This is a genomic window from Paenibacillus sp. JT31N17 (assembly GCF_056269255.1).
The window spans coordinates 233,162-254,689 of record NZ_JBWDNP010000010.1 but is presented as its reverse complement, the minus strand read 5'-3'; the positions used below and the strand labels follow the sequence as shown (position 1 = coordinate 254,689).

The following is a 21,528-nucleotide window of genomic DNA, read 5'->3' as shown; positions in this document are numbered from 1 at the left end:
CCGTATCTTCTTGAAATATAAGAAATATTAAATCCCTCATAACTTTGCTTATATTTCTAAGGGAAGATACTTGCTGCGCCGCCAGAGGACGGCGTCGGCCGTATCTTCTTGAAATATAAGAAATATTAAATCCCTCATAACTTTGCTTATATTTCTAAGGGAAGATACTTGCTGCGCCGCCAGAGGACGGCGTCGGCCGTATCTTCTTGCATCCGGACAAAAAAACAGACTCCTACCAGTGTTTCCACCGGTAGGAGTCATCAGCCCGTTCAAGGGCGGTTTGCGGCGAACTCCATCGCCGTTAATAGCTGACCTCATTCTATAGCATGTCGGCCGGCTCGGCAAGACCAATTTTTGAATAGACGCCGGAAATGCAAATTTGCCGGAGCTGCTCAACGGGGCGCCGGATCTAATTTCAATCTCTTCCGTACAGCAAGAAACAATAACTTGGCGGCACAGGTATAAAACAAGCTGGTAATCGCCCATCCTAAATGAATGGACAGGAGGTGAATCAATCCATGGCTAAAGATGTTTTATGTGAAGTAAACTCCTGCAAGTATTGGGCAGCGGGCAACCACTGCAATGCGTCTTCCATCTATGTGGTCAACAACCGGAGCAAACAAGCGAGCAACTCAGAGGAAACAGATTGCAAAACGTTCGAGTCCAAACTGTAGATCCGAAATGCGGGCAGCCTTTGCCAGAAGGCTGTCCGTTTTCTTTGACCTTATAGAATTTATAAGTTTCACGCCTATACTTTTCTATAAGCTTTGAGGGAAGAAACGGACTCTGCCGCAAAAGGATGGCGAAGCCGTTTTCTTCTTGACTTTATCGCGTTTATATTCACCCGTTTCTTCTTCATACAGGATCTTATGAAGACAGTATTGCCAATGGTGATAATAATTATCAGTGAGAATGGAAATTACTTTTATCGGATCGACGCAATATTCTTTTTGGCCGGGGAGCCGGGAATCGCCTTATCCATGGCAAAGCCGTAATTCAACAGCGTCCTGGCATCATACCATACCCCTGTCGATGTGGAATGCAGCACTACCGCAATCAGATTGGCGGATTGGCGGCTGGCGGATGCTACAAGGCAGTACCCCGCTTTTTCAGTAAAGCCGGTCTTGATCCCGGTAGCGCCATCATAATAATTCTCATCCGTATTCTGTAGGAGCTTGTTGCGGTTCACGAACGTTTGGGTCTCCTGCCCCGCAGTGACGGAACGCTCGGTCTCGCTGACGATCTGCTTGAACAATTTGTTCTTCCTGGCTTCCTTCGCAATGATTGCAAGATCATACGCCGTCGTATAGTGATCAGGATCATGCAGACCATGAGGATTGACAAAATGGGACTCCCTGGCTCCAAGCTCCTTCGCCTTATCGTTCATCAGATCCGCGAAGCAGCTGATTCCCTCTTCTGCGCTGACCGCCTTGCCCAGCTCCTGACTCGAAATATACCGGGCAATCGTCCGGGCTGCGTCGTTGCCTGATGGAAGCATCAAGGCAGAGAGAAGGTCGCGCAGCGAGAGCTGCTGTCCTTCGTATAGTCCGGCCGAGCTCTCATCCGGCGTTCGAAGCTGTGCCTCATCCCCGACCGTAACGATGGCATCCGGGTCACCTTTCTCCAGCGCGATCAGCGCCGTCAGTATCTTGGTCGTACTTGCCGGATAAAGCTTCATATGCGGATTCTTGCTGTACAGGATCTCCCCCGTCTTCTCGTCCATCAACAAGGCGGCTTCCCCCTGCAGCGTTCCAAGGGACGAACCTCCGCTGTTCAGTCTAAGATTGGACAGTCCATGAACAAGATTGGATGTTTTCTGTCTCATCAATTCCCAATTCGTTAATATCGCATAAGCCATCATGATCAGAATTACGAGCTGAACGGATTTTTTCATCATTGCGGCATTAAGCATGGCCTGCGGGCTCCTCTCCATTTTTCGAAGGGAAGAAATATAGGCCGGCTGTCCAGCAAGGGCGCAGCCGTTTCTTCTTGTAGCCTTAGTATGAAGGCAAGCCATTAATGCCCGGATAAGAAAACATAACGAAAACCTTACGGTTATCTAAATAAAAATAACAGCTGCATGCCGGGACATGAGTGCCGGTATGCCGCTGTTAGATGATTAAGCTTATAGCTCCTTGAGCCTTACCGAGAAAACAGTCCGCTCTATATCGCTGCTCACATGAATGCTGCCCTCATGCATCTCCACGATTTGCTTGGCAATGGCAAGCCCCAGGCCCGATCCGCCCGTATGCGTGGAGCGGGATTTCTCTACCCGGTAGAAGCGGTCGAAAATATGCGGCAGATCCGATTGCGGAATCTCTTCTCCATAATTCACGACGTCGATCAGGATATGCCCATTGTTCCGGCTTCCGAAAATATCCAGCACCCTGCCGTCTTTGCCGTACAGGATGGCGTTTGTGATCAGATTCTCGAAGACTCTGCGCAGCCTGTTACCGTCCGCAAATACATACAGGGCCGGTTCTTCAAAATGCAAACGAGCCGTAATTTGAGCCTGCTCCAGCTGAAGCTGGAACTGCTCGGCCAGCTGATGCAGCATTTCGATCAGATTGATTTTCGCGGCCTGCAGCTTGAACTCATGATTGCGCAGCCGGGTGAATTCGAACAGGTCATGAATAATCTGGCTCATCCGCTCCGATTCCTCATAGGCAAGCGAAATGTAATAACGCAGCTCCACCTCGTCGCGGTACAGATCCTGCTCAATCAACCCCAAATAACCCGTGATGGAGGTAAGGGGAGTACGCAAATCATGCGAAACATTCGTTATCAGCTCGTTCTTGGTCTGCTGGGAGCGGCGTTCTTCTTCCAGCGACAGCTGCAGCTGCTCGACGAACCGGTTAATATTGAAGGCAAGCTGGCTCAGATCGCCGCCTTCCTTGACCGGGACTTTATGCGTGAAATCGCCGCTTGCGATATGCTGGACATTGGCCATAATCTGTTCCAGGTACTGGGCGCGATAGATCCGTTTATCCCGCTTGAAGAAATAAAAGAGGGAAATAAGGAACAGCGGAAAGAATAAAACAATGAGAATATTCGGAAAACCGATATAATCCCTGATCAAAATATAGAAATCCATTAAATTGGCTTTAAAAAAAACAGTGTCGCGGAGATACGCCGCAGAGAACAGCATAATAAGCAGGACAGCTATCGTTGTCGCAGCGCTCCAGAAGAAGGGAATAACCCATCTAAGCTTCAATTTTGTAGCCGACCCCCCAAACGGTGTGAATCAGCTTCTCGCCTTCCATTTCCTTCTCGAGCTTATCTCTCAGCCGGCTCATGTGGACGGTAACGGAATTGTTCGTCTCATAGTATTTTTCTTTCCAGATCATCTCGAAAATATCCTCCGAGCTGAACACCCGCCCCGGCTGGCCCGCCAACAGATGCAGGATGCTGAATTCGATGGGCGTCAGCTTGATGACCCGCCCCTCAAACATGACTTTATGGGTCAGCTTGTCTATTTCCAGGGATTGAACATGAATAATATGATCGGCCTGCTGCTGCTTGGGCTGTGTCTGATAATACGTCCGTCTGAGGAGCGACTTCACGCGCGCCACAAGCTCCAGCGGATTAAACGGCTTGACCATATAATCATCGGCGCCTGTCATCAATCCCGTGATCTTGTCCATATCCCCGTCTTTGGCGCTGATCATCAATATCGGCGTCGTCTTGTTCTCGCGGATGCGGAGACAGACGCTGAGCCCGTCCAGGCCAGGCATCATAATATCCAGGATAACCAAATCCACGGGCTCCTCATCCATCAGCTCCAAAGCGCGCAGGCCGTCGCTTGCCTTGATAATGGAGAATCCTTCGTTCATCAGATAGATTTCGATTAATTGGGCGATCTTGGGATCGTCGTCGACGATTAATATTTGTTTGCTCAAAGCGCTCATCCTTTTATGTCAACTTTCTGAACTTCCTTTAAGACGAATGGTCTATACAGAAAGTTTAACATATTCGTCGTGATCATTCAGCCGCAGCTGCTGCGTAGCAAACTCGCGGTACATCGCATGCGACTTGAGCAGCTCCTCATGCGTTCCGCTGCCGGTGAGCCGGCCTTTCTCGATAAAGAGTATCTGCTCTGCCTCCACGACCGTTGCCAGCCGGTGGGCGATCACAAGCGTTGTCCGGCCTGCCATCAGATTCTTGAGCGCTTCCTGCACGACGACCTCCGATTTGCTGTCCAGACTGGATGTGGCCTCGTCCAGCATCAGAATCTTCGGATCGCGCAGCAGCGCCCTGGCAATGGCAATACGCTGGCGCTGACCGCCGGAGAGCTTGATTCCCCGCTCTCCCACCTCAGTGTCGTAGCCCTTGGGCAGCTCTCGGATGAAGGTATCGGCATAAGCCATCTTCGCAGCCTGCACCAGCTGCTCCTGGGTCACCTCATGATGAATGCCGTAGCAAATATTTTCACGAATTGTGCCGGCAATCAATGGACTTTCCTGGGAAACGTAACCGAACTGGCTGCGCCAAGACTGAAGCGAGAACGTCTGAATTTCATCCAAGCCCAACCGTATGGAGCCGGAGGTCGGTTCGTAATACCGTTCCAGCAGCGAGAACAAGGTGGTCTTGCCTCCCCCGCTCGGGCCAACTATCGCCGTCACCGAGCCCGGATTCACCTTGAAGCTGAGGTCGTGAATGACAGGCTCCTCCTGTCCGTAAGCGAAGGATACATGGTCAATGGAAATGACCTGATTCGAGCGCTTGACCTCAATGCCGCTCACATGATCTTCTTCTTCCGTATCAAGAATCTCAATGATGCGTTCCGTGGCTCCGATCGTTTTCTGAAACTGGGTAAAGAAGGTCGTGATCTGGCTCATCGGCATCACGATCTGGATCAGGTACAAAATAAAAGCAACCAGTTCCCCTGCCGACAGCGCACCCGATGATACGCGTATCCCGCCATATCCGATAATGACGACCAGCAGCATCATCATCACGAAGAACATCAGCGGTGCAATCAAGGCCTGCACCTTCGCTTCGCGCAGGCCAAAGCGGAACAAATTCGTAATGCCCTGCTTGCCGTTCCCATACTCCTTGGCCTCGGCGTTCGAGGATTTGACGAGACGGATTTCCGACAATACCTGGGTCAAAATGGTAGTGAAGGAGGCCGTCTCCTCCTGCAGTCCCTTGGATATTTTGAACATTTGACGCCCCAGCGGCACAAGGAACAAGGCGGCGACCGGAATAACGCCCAGCATGACAGCGGTCATTTTCCAATCCATATAGAACAGTACCACAATGGAACCGATCACGGAGATGATCCCTGTGAAGAAGCCCGTCATATGCTCGGCGATTAAGGATTTGACGACGCCGGTATCATTGGTCATCCGGCTGATCGTCTCCCCTGTGCGGTGGCTGTCGTAGTAGCTTACCTTCAGGATCAGCAGCTTCTTCCACAGCCTGTCGCGCAGCTCGGCCACAACCTTCTGCCCGATCCGGTTGAGCATATAAATGGAGAGGCCGCTGGCAATCGTCTGGACGACGAAAATCCCGCCAATGAGACCGATTTGACCGAAGCTCAAATTGCTGATCGAGAAGCCGTCAACGAGATTTTTCGTGAATAAAGGGATAATCAGCCCGACAAGCGTCGCAGCCACGCTCATGATGACAGCGATTGTCAGGATCGGGATTGAAGGTTTGGTCTGCCTGATCATCTTGAGAAATAATCTCCAATTTCCCTTGGAAGCCGGAGGCCCGCTTGCCTGGGTGGTGCTTGCTGTTGTTTCCATCGTAAATGACTTCCTTTCTGCCTGTAGGGCGGCACGCGAATGTTGAGGTTATGTGCTTAAGCTTACATTCGTTTTTTGAACGGAATATGAACACCCTTGACAGTATTTCCTCTTCAGTGCCATGATCGGATGTAGAACCTATACGTTTGGAGGGATCGCAAGTGGCAGACAAGATCACTATGAACCGCGTGACACCGATACTGCGTATTTTCGACGAGGCCAAGGCCAGGGAATTTTATGTGGATTTCCTTGGCTTCAAGGTGGAATGGGAACATCGTTTTGAAGAAAATTTTCCGCTTTACATGGAAGTATCATTCGGTGAATGTATCCTGCACTTGTCCGAGCATCACGGAGACAGCAGTCCGGGCTCGGCGGTACGCATCGCCATGGCTCAGCTGAAGTCCTACCACAGCCGGCTGCTTGAGCAGAATTACAAGTACGCCAAGCCCGGAATCGAAGAAACGCCATGGAACACGGCCGAGGTGCGGATCGCCGACCCTTTTGGCAACCGGATTATATTCTATGCTCCCTTGCAAGCGGAATAATCCAATCATGGAGCAGCTGCTTTGCACAGATGGAGCGGCTTCTTCCCTCCGGTTCCTTGCGAATGGCGGTCACGAGTGCAAGCTCCGGTATAACGAACAGATACTGGCCGCCATATCCCTTGGCAAAATAATAATCGACGCTCCCATTGAGCTCTCTGGGAGAAACCCACCAATGATAGCCGTACTCCCCGAAGATCGGCGGATCATAATGCTGCAAGCCCTGGTGATGCCTTGATGTCGAGCTCTCCACCCAGGAAGCCGGGACGAGCTGCTCGCCGTTCCACACCCCGCCCTGCAGATAGAGCTGCCCGAACTTCGCCATATCCTGCGCGCTTATATGGAGGCCCGTTCCTCCCTCATGAATACCGGAGGAGCTGTTCCACCGGGGCCTTATGAAGCCAAGCTTGTCGAACAGATGACGCTTTGCGTAGTCGTAAACCGGTTCTCCCGTTGCTTTCCTCAGGATGGCGGACAGCAGATGCGAGCCTCCCGAATTATAGGTAAAAGCTTCACCAGGCGTATGAGCCATAGGCTGGTCCAATATGAAGGAAACCCAATCCGGGGTACGCCTCATCTTCCAGTACGGTTTATCAAAATCAGGCCAGTGAAACCCTGGCGTCATGGTGAGCAGGTGCTCGATCAGAATTCCGTGCTTGCGGGGGTCTTTCGCTGATGCCACTTCTGCAAAATAATCCGCAATCGGCTGCTTCACCCCTTGTATGCAGCCTTCACCGATCGCAATGCCGATAAGCGCGGATAATATGCTTTTGGTCAGGGAGTAGACGGCCCCGACACGGTCCTCGCCTTTGTCATGCCAGCTCCACGCCGTCCTGCCGTCCAGCAGAACGACTGCATCCTTGATTTTGCCGGACTCCAGATGGGCTGCGGCCCCGGCTTCAAGCCTCCGGAAGGCTTCGGTCGTATGTTGATCCGCTTCCTTCAAGGCAGCGTCACTCGTTATTTGCAAGACAGCTCACTTCCCTGCTTAAGTTTATAATTCCGCTTGTACGATCCATCTGCAGATACGTTATATTATAGGCTGTTTCACCATCTATAACCAAATAAACCAAGGCGTATGCCTCACAGCGGCATTCAAAATGTTATCCTTTTGGAAGGACTTCCGATTTTTATGTGGAACATATAGGGCGTAGCAGGAAAATTTCGATTTTATGGGGGAATGGATTTACATGGCACTTATTCAATGCGATTTTTACTCGGAAGCGCTCGGGCTCAGCACTTCAATGAATGTGATTTTGCCTCAAACGACGTATTCCCAGATTGGAATGGAAACGCAGTCACACGGAAACAAGCACCGGACGCTGCTGCTGCTTCACGGCTTGTCCGACGATCACACCATATGGCTCCGCCGCACCTCCATCGAACGTTATGTTGCGCCGCTTGGCCTTGCCGTAGTTATGCCCGCCGCAGGACGCAGCTTCTATACCAATATGGTCAGCGGTCTGGATTACTGGACCTTTATCAGTGAAGAGGTGCCTGCGCTGGCACGCTCCTTCTTCCCGCTTTCGGATCGGCGGGAGGATAATTTCGTCGCAGGCCTGTCCATGGGCGGCTATGGCGCCTTCAAGCTGGCGCTCAGTCATCCCGATCGTTATGCAGCCGCGGCAAGCTTGTCCGGCGCGCTTGATGTGACCGGCTTTTACAAGGACCGGAACAAAGACCTAGATCTGATTTATGGCAGCGTCGAGCAGCTGCGCGACAGCCCTAATGATTTGTTCAAACTGGCGTCGGATGCCGCTGACCATCAGAATCCTCCCCAGCTCTTCCAATGCTGCGGCACCGAGGACTTTCTATATCAGGATAATTTGCGTTTCCGCAAGCATGCCGGGGATCTGAAGCTGCCGCTCACCTATGAGGAGGAGCCGGGCAGTCACGATTGGGGCTATTGGGACCGCAAAATCCAGCGGGTGCTGGAGTGGCTCCCCCTTCATGAGCACAGCAACGCTTAAGCTTGCTTCAACATAGCACGGCAGCCAGACCTTCAATCCGGGATTGAAGGTCTTTTTCTACATGAGCATGATAGGCGTGACGGCAATTCCGGACGGGAAGCTGCCCGTAGGCAGAACGGCGACCGGCATATGATTCTGCGTATCGATAACGGCGACATATCCGAAGGTCAGGACGGTTGCGTAAACTTTGGACCCGTCGCTGGTCACGGCCAAATCGCTCAGCTGGCTTCCTTCGGGCAGATCGATCATGGTGAGCATTTCATTGCGTGACAGATTAATCGCCATTATTTCGTCGCTCCCCCGGTTCGCCACATAGGCGAGCGACCCGTCGGGCGTGATGACGATGCTCTGGGGATCACTGCCGGGTATTAAAGCGATCGTCTTCACAATCGTTCCGGATTGGCTGCGAATGACATAAATGCGCTCATAATAAATATCCGTTACATAGATGAATGTGCCGCATGGGGTAATTGCAAGAGCCGAAGGCTGGCTTCCTTCCGGCAGCTGGAGCATGGCAATCGTGCGTTTTGAAGTATCCAGGACAACGACGGCTCCTGCGCTGATGAGGCAGCAGTAAGCGTGTTTTCCGTCCGGCGCGACCGCAATATAGGAGGGGTCGCAGCCCTCCGGCAGCGGGATCAGCTTGAGTATCGCTAGCGAATTTGTATCGATGATGGCAATGTAATCCGCCACGAGAGTTGAGACATAAGCGGTTTTCCCGTCTGGAGCAATGGCTGCTCCCAGCGGCACGGCATTGGCGGGAAAATGAATCTCGGCGCGTATGGACTGGGTGAAGGAATCGATCACCTTCACTGTCTTGTCTCCCGGACAGGTCACGTAGACGTTCAAGCCGTCAGGGGTGATGGCCACCTGTCTTGGACTGCTGCCTGCGTTCAGCGGCAAGGTCATAATCCTCGTATCGGTAGAGGTATCGATTACGGTGAGACTGTGCTGGGTATGATTGGCCACATAGGCCAATCCTTTCTCGTCCCGGTTCGCGGTCCGCACTGCGGGCATTGGATGGATATGAAGCATATTTCCGTCCGCATCCAGCTCAGCCGCCGTGGCTGCAACATCGCGTCCGCCAGGACCCCCCGCGACGATACGAATGCCGAAGCTCTGAAGATCCTGCACCGTATGGCTGATGGCAAATGCGGATTCCTCCTGCTGCGCCGGCGCAAGTGCGACAAGCCTAATCGTGCGCACCCGCTCGCTCCCGAATTCCCCCTCATCCCGGACAGATCCGGAATGGAATCTGTAGCATTGAATGCCAACCACAGCATGATGCCTTCCCCTGTTAACAGCTCTGATGGCGATCGTTATCGAATTGGGATGATTGCGGTTCAACAGCATTCCTGTATCCAATATCGGCATTCAATCCGCCCTCTCCATGCTTTCATTCTCTATGCTATGAAAGGATAGAAGAATGCGCGAGGGGTATCTCACTATATCACGAAGATAGATTTATTCCGCAAATCAAATTGTGCTTCCCGTCATGTAGTCCGCTACATTAATCCTTCGCGCATGCAGAAACATCTTCCGACCGCCCAGGGAAATCACCGGGGACGTTCATGCATGACAGTCTGCTTATGCGGCAGTCCGACCAGGTGGTTAGCCTTGATCAGAGGCACTGGAGCTGCAGCGGGAGCCTGCGTCCATTTGGTTTTCACCGTATCGTTCAGCATGCGGATAAAGCTGCGCCCTGCGTTGCCGATGAATTTGTCCTTGCGGTAAATCAGGCAAATTTCCTCCTGCGGCCTGGGACCGGAAAGCGGTATCAGCTTAATGTCGCTCAGGCCGAGGATTTCCATGGGCACGCGGGATACAATCGAAGCCCCCACACCGCTGCGGATCAGCTTGATCAGGGAAGAGGAATTGGACGTCTCGATATGCGGCATCAGCTGAAAACCCAGCTTACGGCAGTGCTCGTTCACAAGCTGCCGGCACTGGTGATCGCTCGTGAGCATGACCGTCTTCATATTCTTGATTTCCTCGAAGCCAAGGATGTCGTGAACGGCATAAGGATGATCAGCCGCGACTGCGAGAATCATTTCATCCTCATACAGCGGCACGGCCATCAAGCGCTCGTCAGGAGCCGGGCGCATGGCTATACCCAGATCGGCTTCCGACTGCAGCACCTGATCGACCACCCGCGTGGAACCAAGAATAGCAAGCGATACCTCAGGATAGGCGCTGTGATAATCGGCTACCATCTGACCGAGCAGCAGATCAACCGCCCCCGGAATGACACCGACCCTCAGCCTGCCTCTTTCCTGGGTGCGCATTTCAGAAAAATAATCCTTCACATACTCGATACGCTGAAAAATTTCCTCGCACTGCTCGTACAGCACCTGCCCTGCTTCCGTGATCGCAATCCGCTTGCCAAGCCGGTCAAATAAAGGGAGCTCCATCTCTTCTTCCAGCACCTTGATCTGCTGGCTTAACGTAGGCTGGGAGATGCCAATAGACTCCGCTGCTTTGGAGAAATGCAGCTCCTTGCAAAGTGCCCGGAAATATTCCAGCTGTCTCAGTTCCACTTGATCTCTCCTCTTTCCCTGATTATAGTCTGTTGCTATTATAATAATAGATATTATCGTATTGATCAATAATAATTCGATCCCTATACTTGTGAATATTCAATTATCACATGGGATCGGGGGAACTTGCCAATGAAATCATCATCAGAAACAAAGTCAGGCAGCGGGTTTATGCTTCTTATCATCTGTTTGGGCGTATTTATGGTTTATCTGGACAGCACGATCGTCAATACGGCCCTGCCGTCGATTCAGCAATCGTTCGGACTTGGCGTGTCCGGGCTGCAGTGGCTCCTGGACATTTATGTGCTGGCCTTTGCCTGTATGTTAATGACAGCGGGGACGCTCGGGGATTTGTTCGGCCGAAAAAAACTGTTTATCGCAAGCCTTGCCGGCTTTACTCTCTCTTCAGTAGTATGCGCGCTTGCTCCTAATGTCGGGACATTGCTTGCCGGGCGCGTGCTGCAGGGTCTATTCGGTTCAGCAGTCATACCCATGTCCCTCGCGCTTATTACGGTTCTCTATCCCCTGCCGGCTGCCAGAGCCAGGGCCGTCGGATTATGGGCCGGCATCGGCGGGCTCGCGCTGGCGGGAGGACCCATTATTGGCGGGCTGCTGATTGACAGCATCGGCTGGGAAAGTATTTTCTGGATTAACGTTCCGATTGGTATCCTGGCTGTGATCATTCTTGCTATGAAGCTGAAGGTTCGAGAAGTGACAGTCAACAAACGGATTGATTTCATCGGGCAGGTTTTGTTCATCCTCGGAATTGCCGCGCTCACCTTCGCGCTGATTCAGGGCAGCTCCGAAGGCTGGTGCTCCCTCCTCATTATCGGCAGCTTTGCCGTCTCTGTGCTATGTCTTGTCCTCTTCTATCTATGGGAGCACTCCTGCAGCGATCCCATGCTTCCGCCTGATTTCTTCAGGAACCGGATCTTCATCATGGCATGCCTCGTCAATTTATTGAGCTTCTTCGGAATGTTCGGGGTGATGTTTCTGATGACCCTCTTCTTTCAAACCATCAACCAGCTGACGCCCAGCGAAACCGGCATCCGTTTTCTGGCTTTGACAGGCGCCATTATGATTGGCTCTTATGTCACGCCGCGGATCTATTCCCGGATCGGAACCAGGACCACCATTATAATCGGAGCCTTCATGACGGCCGGCGGATTGCTGGGCTTGTTGAATGTGGGACCGGGCAGCGGATTTGCCGCTTACGGATGGCCGATGATGCTTATCGGTCTGGGAGTATCCTTAGCCGGTGCTCCGGCAACGATGGTGCTGCTGTCCTCGGTACCGCCGGAGCGTGCAGGCGCCGCTTCCGGCGCGTCACAAACCTTTCGTCAGGTCGGATCAATATTCGGAATTGCCCTGTCCGGCTCTATACTGCTGCATCGGATGAAGACCGATGTTCCCGGGGCTTTTGCCGATGCTCCGCTTGCCGACGACGCCAAAACAGCGGTTATTTCCACTCTCAGCGGAGGAGATTTTTCCATCATGGCCAAAAGCGGACCCGATTCTGGCCTTACTGGGATGGTTCTCGAGCGCATCAGCCCGATATTCGCTCACGGCCTTCACCAGGCTATGCTGGTGGCCGCCGCAGGTGGTATTCTTGCTGCGATATGCACTTTCGCGCTTTATCGTCAAAGCCGCGCCGATGAAGCAAAGGCCGGCGCAGGGAAGCCGAATCCTTCCGGGGCGGTTAACGCGGAATCATAATTGGCATTCTGTGGAGCAGTTGAGTTTCTCCAATTGTGTTATTCACCATTCAACATTAATCCCTATGTTCACTCGGATAGTCTGCTTCTAAAGCTCATTGGCATATGCTACGATAGACAATAATACGGAGTGTTCAATTAATAATCGGGAAGTTAATCTTCCCGTTGAAGAAAGGGGATACCGGAATGGGGAAAGATATGAACAGCGAAGCTGGACTGGAAAGCAATCTTCCCGATGGTTTAGCCAAACCTGCACGACGGGCGCTCATTGCGGCCGGGTATTTGCGGCTTGAGCAGCTAAGCAAGCTCCGCGAGTCAGATCTGCTCATGCTGCACGGCATGGGGCCCAAGGCGCTGGGTCAGCTCCGCGGCGCCCTGGCTGCCAGGGGCGAAACATTCGCCGAGTGAGCAAACCATATAGCTGTCAGAGAAAAAGCAGATACTTCGGGTAACCTGCTTTTTTCTGATAGCATATAAATTTATACCATGAATTATTAATGTCATTAAATTATAGAATTGAACTGGCATTTTGCTTATCCTCTGGCTTATAATCGCAGCAAAAAGAAAGCTCCCCGTCAAAAAGAAGCTTTCTAACAACCAGTTATTCTCCGTCCCACTTGACCCTAATTGATCCTAATCGATATAAATGCGGGTCACTCGGGATGTCAGCGCAGCCGATATCTCCTGCCCCGCACCTCCCAGATTGGCAGCCAATTCCTCACAGGTGATACGCTCGCGGCCATTCTCGCCGATTAGCGTAACCTTCGTGCCTACCGCATATTCCCGGGGCAGACGGATCATTATCTGATCCATCCCGATCTTGCCGATTACCGGTACTCTATGTCCGTCAATGATCACTTGTGAATGCCGCAGGCTTTGCGACCATCCGTCGGCATAACCGATCGGAACCGTTCCCACCCACTCGTCCCGGCCAGCCCGGTAAGCCTGATCATAACCCACATACCCGCCTTTCTTGAGCCGCTTCACCTGGATCAGGCTGCTGTACAGGCTTAATGCGGGATCCAGCTTCACAGCGCCAGCTGCTGTCCGGGGGCCAAAGCCATACATGGCCGCTCCGATCCGCACCATATCCATAGCCATCTCCGGAAAGCGCAGCGCCGCAGCGCTGTTCGCGCAATGGAAGACATTCACATGAATCTGCGAGCTTGCGACCCAGGCTATCATCTCCCGAAAACGGTCAAATTGTGTCCTCAAGTAACCGGTATCGGTGCTGCCTGCAGTGGCGAAATGGGTAAACACCCCGTCCACGATGATGTCGGATGCGCGCAGCCAAGGGAGCATTTCCTCCCATTCCGGTTTCTCCCGGATTCCGAGCCGGCCAAGACCCGTGTCCATTTTGACATGAACCTTGAGCGAAAAAGGATAGAAGGTATGCATGCATACCCGCCGCATTTCCTTGAACCATGCTGCCGACGTGACGGTCACCATAAGATCGTATTCAATCGCGATTGGAACCTCCTGCGGCTTGATCGGCGTCAGAATGAGAATCGGCAGCTCGATGCCCTGCTTCCTGAGCTTCAATGCTTCGCTCAAATAAGCAACTCCCAATGTATCGGCTCCGGACCTTACCGCTATTTCAGCCGTTTCCAAAGCGCCGTGACCGTACCCGTCCGCTTTCACGACAGCCATCAGCTTGGCGGATGCGGGCAGGCGCTTTTTGATTGTGCGCAGATTGTCCCCGATGGCCGACAAGTTTACTTCCGCCCACGTGTTCCGGTATATCTCCGATGCGACAGTTGTTATCATGGCTTCCCCCTCCTCCTGCCTTCAGCCAGCTTTCAGAACCTGATCCTTCAATAAACTTGATACAACGTCCTCCAGCTTCAGCGCTCTGGAAGCTTTAATCCAGATCAAGGCATCCTGCTTGAGGATGGCTTTAATATGACGGACCATCTCCTGCTTGTTCGTATAATGAAATACATGGCCTTCGTTCATCCTCTTAAGGGCGCTGCGGGCAGTGTGTTCCGATAAGGGACCAAACGTGAATAAATAGTCCAGCTGCTCCGCGTCGGCCAGTGAGCCAAGCTCCTCATGCAGCAAAACTGCCTGCTCGCCCATATCCTGCATATCGCCCAGGACGGCTATTTTTTGCCGGCTGCCCGGAAGGGTATATAACGTCTGCAGGGCTGCAGCTGCGCTTGCGGGATTGGATTTATACGTGTCGTTGATAATGGTGAAATGATCGGTGTGAACGACCTCATTGCGCATTCCTGTCAGCTTGGCCTCAGCCAGTCCCGCTTTCACCGTGCCCAGGTCCATGCCAAGATTGGATGCGACCGCAATCGCGGCAAGGGCATTCACCAGCTGGAAATGTCCTATTAACGGGATAGTTAATGACATTAACAAGTCCTGGGAAATTTTGAAGCTTGTTCCCTCCAAACTCATCTCATGGCAGACGGGGTGATACTCATTGTGAGCTTCCATCCCGAAGGTCTTGAGATCAAAAGGCCATTCCTGTGCACCCAATCCCGTCCGAAGCATAGGATCATCGCCGTTGTAATAAAGGGTTCCATCCCGTTTCAAGCCATGAATGATTTCCAGCTTCGCCTTCAGGATATTCTCTTTGCTGCCCAAATCGCCCAGATGAGCATCACCGATATTCGTAATAATCGCGATATCCGGAAGAGCCAGGGAGGACAGCAGCGCGATTTCGCCAAGTCCGGACATGCCCATCTCCACGACAGCCATCTCGGTATCCTCATTCAGCTCCAGCAGTGTAAGGGGCACACCCAGATGATTGTTCAAATTGCCGAACGTTTTCTGCGTTCTGAACGACTTTGAAAGACAGCCTGCAAGAATATCCTTCGTTGACGTTTTGCCGTTGCTCCCCGTTATCGCGATCACCTTCACCGGCAGCTGCATCCGGTATTCCCTGGCAAGCGCCTGAATCGCCGTAAGCGTATCAGTCACCAGCAGCACCGGAATCTCGCCAATCGGCGGATTGGGCTCAGACTTGTCCCAGAGCATTGCTGCCGCGCCAGCTTCAATCGCCTGCCGGGCAAATTCATGTCCATTGAAGCGCTCGCCCGCAATCGGTATGTAGAGATTACCCTGCTGCAGCGTGCGCGTGTCAATGGAGACTCCCCTAATTTCGACGGCCGCCTGCTCCTGTGGGATCTTGTTCATCGCCCGTACCATAACAGATAGTTGCTGAATCGTTTTTTGTATCATCTTCAAATCACTCCCTTGAATACTGTATCAATTGTTTCTCCGCATGGCGGTTGAAGGCATAATCGATCAGCTTCTCTATCAGCTCGGAATAGGTGGTTCCATCAGTCCGCTCCCACATAACCGGATACATGCTGAAGGCTGTAAATCCCGGAAGCGCATTAATTTCATTCACATACAGTCTTCCCGCATCATCGATGAAGAAATCCACACGCGCCAGCCCCGAGCAGTTCAAGGCCTGATAGGCAAGCTCTGCCGCCTGCCGGAGCTGCCCGGCCAGAGCATCCGGAATGTCAGCGGGAATGGACATCGTCAGACGGCCGTCAATATATTTGGCATCATAGTCGAAGAAGGCTTTATCCTGAAGGAACTCGCCGGGGACAGAAACCAGCGGGCGTTCGTTACCCATCACGGCCACTTGAATTTCTCTTCCCCGCACCTCCTTCTCCACAACGATTTTACGGTCGTAACGGTAAGCATCCTCAATGGCATCTATCAGGCGCTCCTTGACCAGACATCTGGTGATGCCAATGCTGGAGCCCAAAGAGGCAGGCTTGATATAGCAGGGAAATCCGATTTCTTCCTCGACCCGGCTCAGTATACTTCCCCGGTCCTCTATCCACTTCATGTGCGGGAAAGTCAGATAATCCGCCTGAGGAAGGCCCGCCGCAGCCAGCACCTCCTTGGTGACAGCCTTATCAAGCGTTAAAGCGGACGCGAGCACGCCGTTGCCGACATAGGGCACATTCAGCAGCTCCAGCAGTCCCTGGATCGTGCCATCCTCGCCATTTGCGCCATGCAGCATGGGCAGCACGACTTTTTTGCCTTGCATCGTGAATAAACGGGTCAGAATGCGGCCAATCGATCCTGCCGGTTCTTCCTCGGCAGCTTCGAGAACCAAATCGCGGATTGTAAAATCTTTGCCGGTGAGCTTCCCTCGGCTGCACCAGCAGCCTTTCCGCGTTATATATATGGGGTACAGATCAAATTCACTTTCATTTATCGCCTGCATAACGGTATAGGCTGTTTTCAATGAGATCTCATGTTCAACAGATTTTCCACCGTAGAATACATACAGCAATGTTTTCATATAAAAAAAGCCTCCCGGTTGTCTATCGGTTATCTCGTACTAGCATAACCAAAGAAACTAAAGAGACTCCTAAAAAAAGCTTAAGAAATCATTAAGAAAATGGCACTGTTTATAACATCGGGCTTGGTCAATCAAGGATTCACGTCTATTATAGACGAGCCCGGGTTAGGGAAGGTATGATAATAAACACATCATATCGAGAAAGAAGGAATACGAGATGAGCCAACGATCCATGACCCTATTAGCGATATCCGGCAGCCTTCGCGCCCAATCCTCCAATACCAGACTGCTGCAGGCGGCAGCCGCATTAGTGCCTTCCGGAATGCATTTTTCTTTCTATGAAGGGCTCGGCAGCCTGCCTCATTTCAATCCCGAGATCGATACCGACACCCCTCATCCTGCTGTAGCCGAACTGAGGGAGCGGTTGAAGCAGGCGGATGGCGTGATCATCTGTACCCCGGAATATGCAGCCGGAGTGCCGGGATCGCTGAAGAATGCGCTAGACTGGATCGTGTCCTCCGGAGAGTTTATGGACAAGCCGGTATCTGTCATCAGCGCTTCCCCCAACCCGCTTGGCGGAGACAAAGCCTATGCTTCCCTCCTGCTGACGCTGAATATGATGAGCGCCAAAGTAGTAGAGAATGCTTCGATGACCATTCCGATGATTACAATAAAGCTGAACGCAGCAGGCGAGATAACCGATGCCGCAACATCCGATTCGCTGCGTGATGTTCTTCAGGCGCTTGCTGAGGCAATCCCTGACTAAAGCGCGCTACTTCGCATTCACATCCAGGATAAAACGCTCCAAGCCGCTTGGATCCGTGATGCGGCTGTTGCATTCATGACTTTTGAAACACATATAATTGCCGATTGCCTTGTAATACTCGGGAGAGCCTGAGACTTTTTTCCGGGAAATCGCCGTAACCAGCGCCACTTCTCCAAAACCCTTGCATATGCAGCATAGATCCTTCCTGCTGTTCAGCGAGTATTTCCCTTCAACGCCGATCATTTCGCCTTGATGCTCATAAATCAAATACATCCGGCTCGTCCCGATATCGGGCCATCCGAAATAGGTATAGGAATAATCATGCTGAAGCGAAGGATCCGGCAGCCTGACCTTCTTGTTTTTGGGAAAAAGCTCCCGGACCAGCTGCTCCGTGACCTCCGGAAATGAGATGCGGTAAGCCGCCAGAGCGTCCAGATAATCTTGAAACTCCTGTTCCGTCCGCAGCTTGATGATGAACAGCAGCAGTTCCTTCTGAGTATCGGTCAGCTCCGGGAACGCGGCCAGTATTTTGGTTTCCACGCTATATTTGACCGCCTCAATGACAGAGGCATCAGAACTTGTACGAATTGTCCGGCCGAGATAGGCGGCCTCATTGTTAATGACATTAAACTGATGATTGCGTATAAAAGGCTTCTGCATCATGGTTCCCCTTCCTTGCACTTGCACGCCCTTTCTATTTTTACAAAAATTCAATGATTTATCAATCCCATCCATAAAGAAAAAGAACATAGGCCAGCTGCGCGCACATAGTCTGGTCCATCTCCATTAAAATACCGCTGCCTTTCCCCTGTAGGCATTTGCTGGTGAGAATGAAAAAGACGTTACCCGGCTGATTCAACCCGATAACGTCTTCACTCGTTAAGATTAAAGAGTCTGCGCTGTGCAGTTGTCATAGCGAGAACTAAAGACCAAGCTCGGAGAGGCCGGGATAGTTATCCGGTCGCCGCCCCAATGGCCAGTGATACTTTCGTTCATCCTTGCTGATAGGCATATCATTGATTGATGCGTAACGGCGCTTATTCAAGCCATTCGCATTAAACTCCCAGTTCTCATTGCCGTAGGACCGGAACCATTGGCCGCTATCGTCATGCCATTCATATGCGAAGCGTACTGCGATGCGGTTGCCGTTGAATGACCAAAGCTCCTTGATCAGCCGGTAATCCAGCTCTTTATTCCACTTTCTCGTCAGAAAGGCTATGATCTCTGTTCGGCCCACCGGGAATTCGGCCCGGTTCCGCCAGCGGCTGTCTTCGCTGTAGTCCATTGCCACCAGCTGCGGATTACGGGTATTCCAGTCATCTTCCGCCTTGCGGACTTTTGCAGTTGCCGTTTCCAAAGTAAAGGGCGGCATAATAATTTGCATACAGGTACTCCTTGTCTGTTGTCATTCCGCTTTACCAAATGCGTCGACATTACCTGAATTTGAAAAAACCGCTTTTTCACACTGGTCATTTGTACCATTGTATGAAGCTGCGGATAATGTGACACCAATTGACGTGCTGCTTTCAGGCAAACTTATACATTCTATAAGGTGAAAAGAAGCCCGCTCGGCGCAAGCAGGCTTCTTCACTATTCATAGACATCCCATAAGCAAATTGGCTGACAGCAAGCTGTTCCATGCTCTTCCCATCAGCCCTGCGGCCCTTCAGCCAGCAGCTGACGTATTTCCTGCAATCTGGCAGCCATCGTCTTCAGCTCAATTGCCAAAAAATCCTCATTGGCCTGTTCAAATGCAAGCTGCAGCTGTCTCAGGCTTGCTTCAGCAGCCGGGAGCAGCCCGTAGGCTTGCTCGGTGTGCCCGTAGAAAGGGTGCACCTTCATCTCTTGTTCATGCTTCATCATCTTCATTCCCTCCATCCGGTCAGCATTACTCTAACATCCGGATCGAAGGAAAGTCCAGTCCTGATAGGGCATGCAGTTGAAATTCTTACAGGTCAAGAAACCCCGTAACGACGCTGCAATTGCTTCAACAAGCCGATTTACCCGAAACGGTTAACTGCCCCGGTATGTGCTGTATCCCCCCGGAGCGACCAGAAGCGGAACATGAATCGGCGAACCTGCCTCGTGCACCCGGAAGCGTACCGGAATCTGATCCAGAAACCTCTCGTTATGCTCCCGCCCCGGTTCACGGCTTGCAAAATAATCTCCAGCCTCAAACACCAGCTGGTATTCGCCAACCGCAAGGTCGCGCGCGGCAAGCAGCGGGGCTTCCAGGCGGCCATCCGCATTTGTCTCCACAATCTTAATCAGCACCGGCCCGCTGCCCTCGTGAAGCGACCACAATTGGATACGCATACCCGATGCGGGCAATCCGCGTGAAATATCCAGCACATGCGTCGTCAACCCGCCGCTCATTCTTCAGTCTCCATTGCACCGTCGGCAGAACGTCCTGCCGTTCCATCCTCTTCGCCGCCGCCAGGCAGAGCCTTCCCCTCTCCCTCATCCGCCAAATCCTCCCGGGTCATGGAGAAGCCCTGAAATCCAAACGGCGGCCGGGCCTCAGTAAATACGCCGGCTTTGGATTGCGGATCCGGCTCAACCACCGTCTCCCAGGTGCGGTTGTTGGACTCGAATCTGATCTCAGCCAACTGCGGGAACCGCTTCAGCAGCCTTAGTCCGATCTGCACAATCAGATATTGGATCGAAGGCGTCTTATATTCATGAAAAACGTGATGGGCAATATCGCTTACCTGTGCAGCGGAAGCATAGCGTCCTTCCCCGGCGTCGAGCGCATCGTCAATATTTGAATACCGCCAATGAATATTGAGAAACACAAATAAAGGCCGATCGTAGCTATCCGGCAGTGTCGTATATTCATCCCGGATAAAACCAAAAAAGGAGCTCCCGCTCACTTTGATCAGCTGCAGATCGGACAAGCTGCTCCAGCCCTCAATGATCTGAACGCCACGATTGGACCGGGCAAGCTCAAGCTTGGCGCCGGCATGTTCATTCTGCGACCGCCTGTACACCAGCCCGCTGTCTTCAAAACCCGCTTCGCCGTTTACCTGCAGCGGTTCGAAAGGAATCCGGTCCGCCGCAATCTCGACCATCGTGATGTGCGTGTATTTCTCCAGAAACCGGCGGCCCAGATAAGCGATAAATCCTTCGGTAGTCGCGCCTTCATAATCACCGGCATGGCAAAGGATGAAATTTTTCATCGAATCTGTCGCAACAACCCAGGTATTATCTCCTTCGATAAAAGAACCGAGCAAAAGATCGCTGCTCACGGCAAATGTAATATGATGAGCGAAGATGACATTGGAATCGCCTCTATGGGCGGACTCGGGAATGGCGGAGACAGCCAGCGGTTTGGCATAGGTGCGGTATGCCATCACGTCGCCTTTTCCATAATAAAGCGTGCGGCCACTGCTTGTTTTCATCATGCATGTCATCCCCTTTCCTTGATGTTGGAGACCTGCTATTTCGCATTTTCCTCGATCAGATCATTCAGCCGAAACCAGGCAATCTGGGCGATTTCCCCTAAGGCCTTGGTCCGCTCTTCTTCCTCGGTGTTCATCATCCTCGCCTTCATGTCCGCAAGAATCTCCTCCTTTGCCTTCCCGCGGACCGCCAGAATATAAGGAAATCCGTATTTTTCAACGTATTTGCCGTTCAATTCGGCGAATGCATCATGCTCTCCTTCAGACAGCTGATTCAAGCCCGCCCCCTGCTGCTCCTTGGCCGAATGCGCACTTACCTGCAGCCTCGTCGCGAGGTCGGGATGCGCCTGAATCAGCGCCAGCTTCTTGCGGGACGAGGAGCCGTGTACGGCCTGCATCATCGCGTCATGAAGCTCTCTTACCGTATAGAACGGTCTGTTTCTCCACGCCGCTTCGGCCACCCATGGGGAATTCTCGAAAATATCGCCAAGCCTGCGCACGAACAGCTCACGGCTGAAAGTATTTAACTGCCAGAGGGAGATTGTCATGACCGGCAACCTTCATGAAC

22 protein-coding genes and 1 riboswitch are annotated in these 21,528 nt (G+C 52.2%); of the genes, 6 read left to right on the top strand and 16 right to left on the bottom strand.

Translation table 11 applies throughout. The features are described from left to right. Nucleotides 1–244: 244 nt before the first annotated feature. A riboswitch (Fluoride riboswitch) is annotated at nt 245–309 on the bottom strand. A 209-nt stretch (nt 310–518) separates the two neighbouring features. Then, a complete protein-coding gene (locus AC0YOB_RS26690; RefSeq protein WP_475795336.1) occupies nt 519–674 on the top strand; it encodes a DUF1540 domain-containing protein in 156 nt (51 codons plus the stop codon). 251 nt (nt 675–925) lie between these two features. Here the strand turns inward: AC0YOB_RS26690 and AC0YOB_RS26685 are convergent, their stop codons facing one another. The 4 genes from AC0YOB_RS26685 to AC0YOB_RS26670 form a co-directional block, all read right to left on the bottom strand. Next, on the bottom strand, nt 926–1,912 hold the full coding sequence (locus AC0YOB_RS26685; RefSeq protein ID WP_475795335.1) for a D-alanyl-D-alanine carboxypeptidase family protein: 987 nt from the start codon (nt 1,910–1,912) through the stop codon (nt 926–928). A gap of 213 nt (nt 1,913–2,125) precedes the next feature. Beyond that, nucleotides 2,126–3,214, bottom strand: coding sequence for a sensor histidine kinase (locus tag AC0YOB_RS26680; RefSeq protein WP_379113845.1), 1,089 nt, complete (start codon nt 3,212–3,214; stop codon nt 2,126–2,128). After that, on the bottom strand, nt 3,204–3,908 hold the full coding sequence (locus AC0YOB_RS26675) for a response regulator transcription factor (RefSeq protein WP_379113847.1): 705 nt from the start codon (nt 3,906–3,908) through the stop codon (nt 3,204–3,206). Before AC0YOB_RS26675 ends, AC0YOB_RS26680 begins: the two co-directional genes overlap by 11 nt. 42 nt (nt 3,909–3,950) lie before the next feature. Next, a complete protein-coding gene (locus AC0YOB_RS26670) occupies nt 3,951–5,750 on the bottom strand; it encodes an ABC transporter ATP-binding protein (RefSeq protein WP_475795334.1) in 1,800 nt (599 codons plus the stop codon). Between the two features lie 179 nt (nt 5,751–5,929). Between AC0YOB_RS26670 and AC0YOB_RS26665 the strand changes: the two genes are divergently transcribed. After that, nucleotides 5,930–6,295 (top strand): glyoxalase superfamily protein, encoded by a 366-nt coding sequence (locus tag AC0YOB_RS26665; protein WP_475795347.1) that lies wholly within the window; start codon nt 5,930–5,932, stop codon nt 6,293–6,295. Here AC0YOB_RS26665 and AC0YOB_RS26660 read toward each other — a convergent pair. Further along, nucleotides 6,264–7,262, bottom strand: a complete 999-nt coding sequence (locus tag AC0YOB_RS26660; RefSeq protein ID WP_475795333.1) for a serine hydrolase domain-containing protein — start codon at nt 7,260–7,262, stop codon at nt 6,264–6,266. The genes AC0YOB_RS26665 and AC0YOB_RS26660 overlap by 32 nt on opposite strands. 220 nt (nt 7,263–7,482) lie before the next feature. Between AC0YOB_RS26660 and AC0YOB_RS26655 the strand changes: the two genes are divergently transcribed. Then, entirely contained in the window at nt 7,483–8,262 is a 780-nt protein-coding gene (locus AC0YOB_RS26655) for an alpha/beta hydrolase (RefSeq protein ID WP_475795332.1), read from the top strand. A 57-nt stretch (nt 8,263–8,319) separates the two neighbouring features. On the opposite strand, the gene AC0YOB_RS26650 is transcribed toward AC0YOB_RS26655, so the two are convergent. Then, a complete protein-coding gene (locus AC0YOB_RS26650) occupies nt 8,320–9,636 on the bottom strand; it encodes a beta-propeller fold lactonase family protein (RefSeq protein WP_475795331.1) in 1,317 nt (438 codons plus the stop codon). A 182-nt stretch (nt 9,637–9,818) separates the two neighbouring features. Then, nucleotides 9,819–10,799: a LysR family transcriptional regulator gene (locus AC0YOB_RS26645; protein WP_475795330.1), complete on the bottom strand. Its 981-nt coding sequence runs from the start codon at nt 10,797–10,799 to the stop codon at nt 9,819–9,821. Nucleotides 10,800–10,931: 132 nt separating this feature from the next. Between AC0YOB_RS26645 and AC0YOB_RS26640 the strand changes: the two genes are divergently transcribed. Together AC0YOB_RS26640 and AC0YOB_RS26635 are read left to right on the top strand one after the other, a co-directional pair. After that, nucleotides 10,932–12,515, top strand: coding sequence for a DHA2 family efflux MFS transporter permease subunit (locus AC0YOB_RS26640; RefSeq protein ID WP_475795329.1), 1,584 nt, complete (start codon nt 10,932–10,934; stop codon nt 12,513–12,515). 185 nt (nt 12,516–12,700) lie between these two features. Then, entirely contained in the window at nt 12,701–12,922 is a 222-nt protein-coding gene (locus AC0YOB_RS26635) for a helix-hairpin-helix domain-containing protein (protein WP_475795328.1), read from the top strand. Nucleotides 12,923–13,147: 225 nt separating this feature from the next. On the opposite strand, the gene alr is transcribed toward AC0YOB_RS26635, so the two are convergent. Genes alr through AC0YOB_RS26620 form a run of 3 tightly spaced genes read right to left on the bottom strand, consistent with a single transcriptional unit; the run spans nt 13,148 to nt 16,793 of the window. Then, nucleotides 13,148–14,281 (bottom strand): alanine racemase, encoded by a 1,134-nt coding sequence (gene alr, locus AC0YOB_RS26630; RefSeq protein WP_475795327.1) that lies wholly within the window; start codon nt 14,279–14,281, stop codon nt 13,148–13,150. 21 nt (nt 14,282–14,302) lie between these two features. Then, the gene (locus AC0YOB_RS26625) at nt 14,303–15,706 is read right to left on the bottom strand and encodes a UDP-N-acetylmuramoyl-tripeptide--D-alanyl-D-alanine ligase (protein ID WP_475795326.1); all 1,404 of its coding nucleotides are present in this window, start codon (nt 15,704–15,706) and stop codon (nt 14,303–14,305) included. Between the two features lie 7 nt (nt 15,707–15,713). Beyond that, nucleotides 15,714–16,793 (bottom strand): D-alanine--D-alanine ligase family protein, encoded by a 1,080-nt coding sequence (locus tag AC0YOB_RS26620; protein ID WP_475795325.1) that lies wholly within the window; start codon nt 16,791–16,793, stop codon nt 15,714–15,716. A gap of 217 nt (nt 16,794–17,010) precedes the next feature. Here AC0YOB_RS26620 and AC0YOB_RS26615 point away from each other — a divergent pair, with 217 nt between their 5' ends. Then, the gene (locus AC0YOB_RS26615) at nt 17,011–17,559 is read left to right on the top strand and encodes an NADPH-dependent FMN reductase (protein WP_475795324.1); all 549 of its coding nucleotides are present in this window, start codon (nt 17,011–17,013) and stop codon (nt 17,557–17,559) included. Between the two features lie 6 nt (nt 17,560–17,565). Here AC0YOB_RS26615 and AC0YOB_RS26610 read toward each other — a convergent pair whose 3' ends face one another. The 6 genes from AC0YOB_RS26610 to uraD all read right to left on the bottom strand — a co-directional run bounded on the left by AC0YOB_RS26610 (nt 17,566) and on the right by uraD (nt 21,508). Next, nucleotides 17,566–18,222 carry a FusB/FusC family EF-G-binding protein gene (locus tag AC0YOB_RS26610; protein ID WP_475795323.1) on the bottom strand — a complete coding sequence of 219 codons (657 nt, stop codon included), beginning with the start codon at nt 18,220–18,222 and terminating at the stop codon, nt 17,566–17,568. A 259-nt stretch (nt 18,223–18,481) separates the two neighbouring features. Next, complete coding sequence (locus AC0YOB_RS26605) at nt 18,482–18,943, bottom strand: nuclear transport factor 2 family protein (protein ID WP_475795322.1); 462 nt, start codon at nt 18,941–18,943, stop codon at nt 18,482–18,484. Nucleotides 18,944–19,209: 266 nt separating this feature from the next. Then, the gene (locus AC0YOB_RS26600; protein ID WP_475795321.1) at nt 19,210–19,422 is read right to left on the bottom strand and encodes a hypothetical protein; all 213 of its coding nucleotides are present in this window, start codon (nt 19,420–19,422) and stop codon (nt 19,210–19,212) included. A gap of 150 nt (nt 19,423–19,572) precedes the next feature. Next, nucleotides 19,573–19,935, bottom strand: a complete 363-nt coding sequence (gene uraH, locus AC0YOB_RS26595; RefSeq protein WP_475795320.1) for a hydroxyisourate hydrolase — start codon at nt 19,933–19,935, stop codon at nt 19,573–19,575. Further along, entirely contained in the window at nt 19,932–20,963 is a 1,032-nt protein-coding gene (pucL, locus tag AC0YOB_RS26590) for a factor-independent urate hydroxylase (protein ID WP_475795319.1), read from the bottom strand. Before pucL ends, uraH begins: the two co-directional genes overlap by 4 nt. A gap of 35 nt (nt 20,964–20,998) precedes the next feature. Then, entirely contained in the window at nt 20,999–21,508 is a 510-nt protein-coding gene (gene uraD / locus AC0YOB_RS26585; protein ID WP_475795318.1) for a 2-oxo-4-hydroxy-4-carboxy-5-ureidoimidazoline decarboxylase, read from the bottom strand. Between the last annotated feature and the right edge of the window lie 20 nt (nt 21,509–21,528).

Bases quoted from the DNA above. Each gene is read 5' to 3' on its own strand.
- uraD (WP_475795318.1), bottom strand. From the start codon at position 21,508: ATGACAATCTCCCTCTGGCAGTTAAATACTTTCAGCCGTGAGCTGTTC.
- AC0YOB_RS26600 (WP_475795321.1), bottom strand. From the start codon at position 19,422: ATGATGAAGCATGAACAAGAGATGAAGGTGCACCCTTTCTACGGGCAC.
- AC0YOB_RS26670 (WP_475795334.1), bottom strand. From the start codon at position 5,750: ATGGAAACAACAGCAAGCACCACCCAGGCAAGCGGGCCTCCGGCTTCC.
- AC0YOB_RS26615 (WP_475795324.1), top strand. From the start codon at position 17,011: ATGAGCCAACGATCCATGACCCTATTAGCGATATCCGGCAGCCTTCGC.
- AC0YOB_RS26690 (WP_475795336.1), top strand. From the start codon at position 519: ATGGCTAAAGATGTTTTATGTGAAGTAAACTCCTGCAAGTATTGGGCA.
- AC0YOB_RS26640 (WP_475795329.1), top strand. From the start codon at position 10,932: ATGAAATCATCATCAGAAACAAAGTCAGGCAGCGGGTTTATGCTTCTT.
- AC0YOB_RS26685 (WP_475795335.1), bottom strand. From the start codon at position 1,912: ATGCTTAATGCCGCAATGATGAAAAAATCCGTTCAGCTCGTAATTCTG.
- AC0YOB_RS26675 (WP_379113847.1), bottom strand. From the start codon at position 3,908: ATGAGCGCTTTGAGCAAACAAATATTAATCGTCGACGACGATCCCAAG.
- AC0YOB_RS26635 (WP_475795328.1), top strand. From the start codon at position 12,701: ATGGGGAAAGATATGAACAGCGAAGCTGGACTGGAAAGCAATCTTCCC.
- AC0YOB_RS26665 (WP_475795347.1), top strand. From the start codon at position 5,930: ATGAACCGCGTGACACCGATACTGCGTATTTTCGACGAGGCCAAGGCC.
- AC0YOB_RS26610 (WP_475795323.1), bottom strand. From the start codon at position 18,222: ATGATGCAGAAGCCTTTTATACGCAATCATCAGTTTAATGTCATTAAC.
- AC0YOB_RS26620 (WP_475795325.1), bottom strand. From the start codon at position 16,793: ATGAAAACATTGCTGTATGTATTCTACGGTGGAAAATCTGTTGAACAT.
- pucL (WP_475795319.1), bottom strand. From the start codon at position 20,963: ATGATGAAAACAAGCAGTGGCCGCACGCTTTATTATGGAAAAGGCGAC.
- AC0YOB_RS26655 (WP_475795332.1), top strand. From the start codon at position 7,483: ATGGCACTTATTCAATGCGATTTTTACTCGGAAGCGCTCGGGCTCAGC.
- AC0YOB_RS26625 (WP_475795326.1), bottom strand. From the start codon at position 15,706: ATGATACAAAAAACGATTCAGCAACTATCTGTTATGGTACGGGCGATG.
- AC0YOB_RS26650 (WP_475795331.1), bottom strand. From the start codon at position 9,636: ATGCCGATATTGGATACAGGAATGCTGTTGAACCGCAATCATCCCAAT.
- AC0YOB_RS26605 (WP_475795322.1), bottom strand. From the start codon at position 18,943: ATGCAAATTATTATGCCGCCCTTTACTTTGGAAACGGCAACTGCAAAA.
- alr (WP_475795327.1), bottom strand. From the start codon at position 14,281: ATGATAACAACTGTCGCATCGGAGATATACCGGAACACGTGGGCGGAA.
- uraH (WP_475795320.1), bottom strand. From the start codon at position 19,935: ATGAGCGGCGGGTTGACGACGCATGTGCTGGATATTTCACGCGGATTG.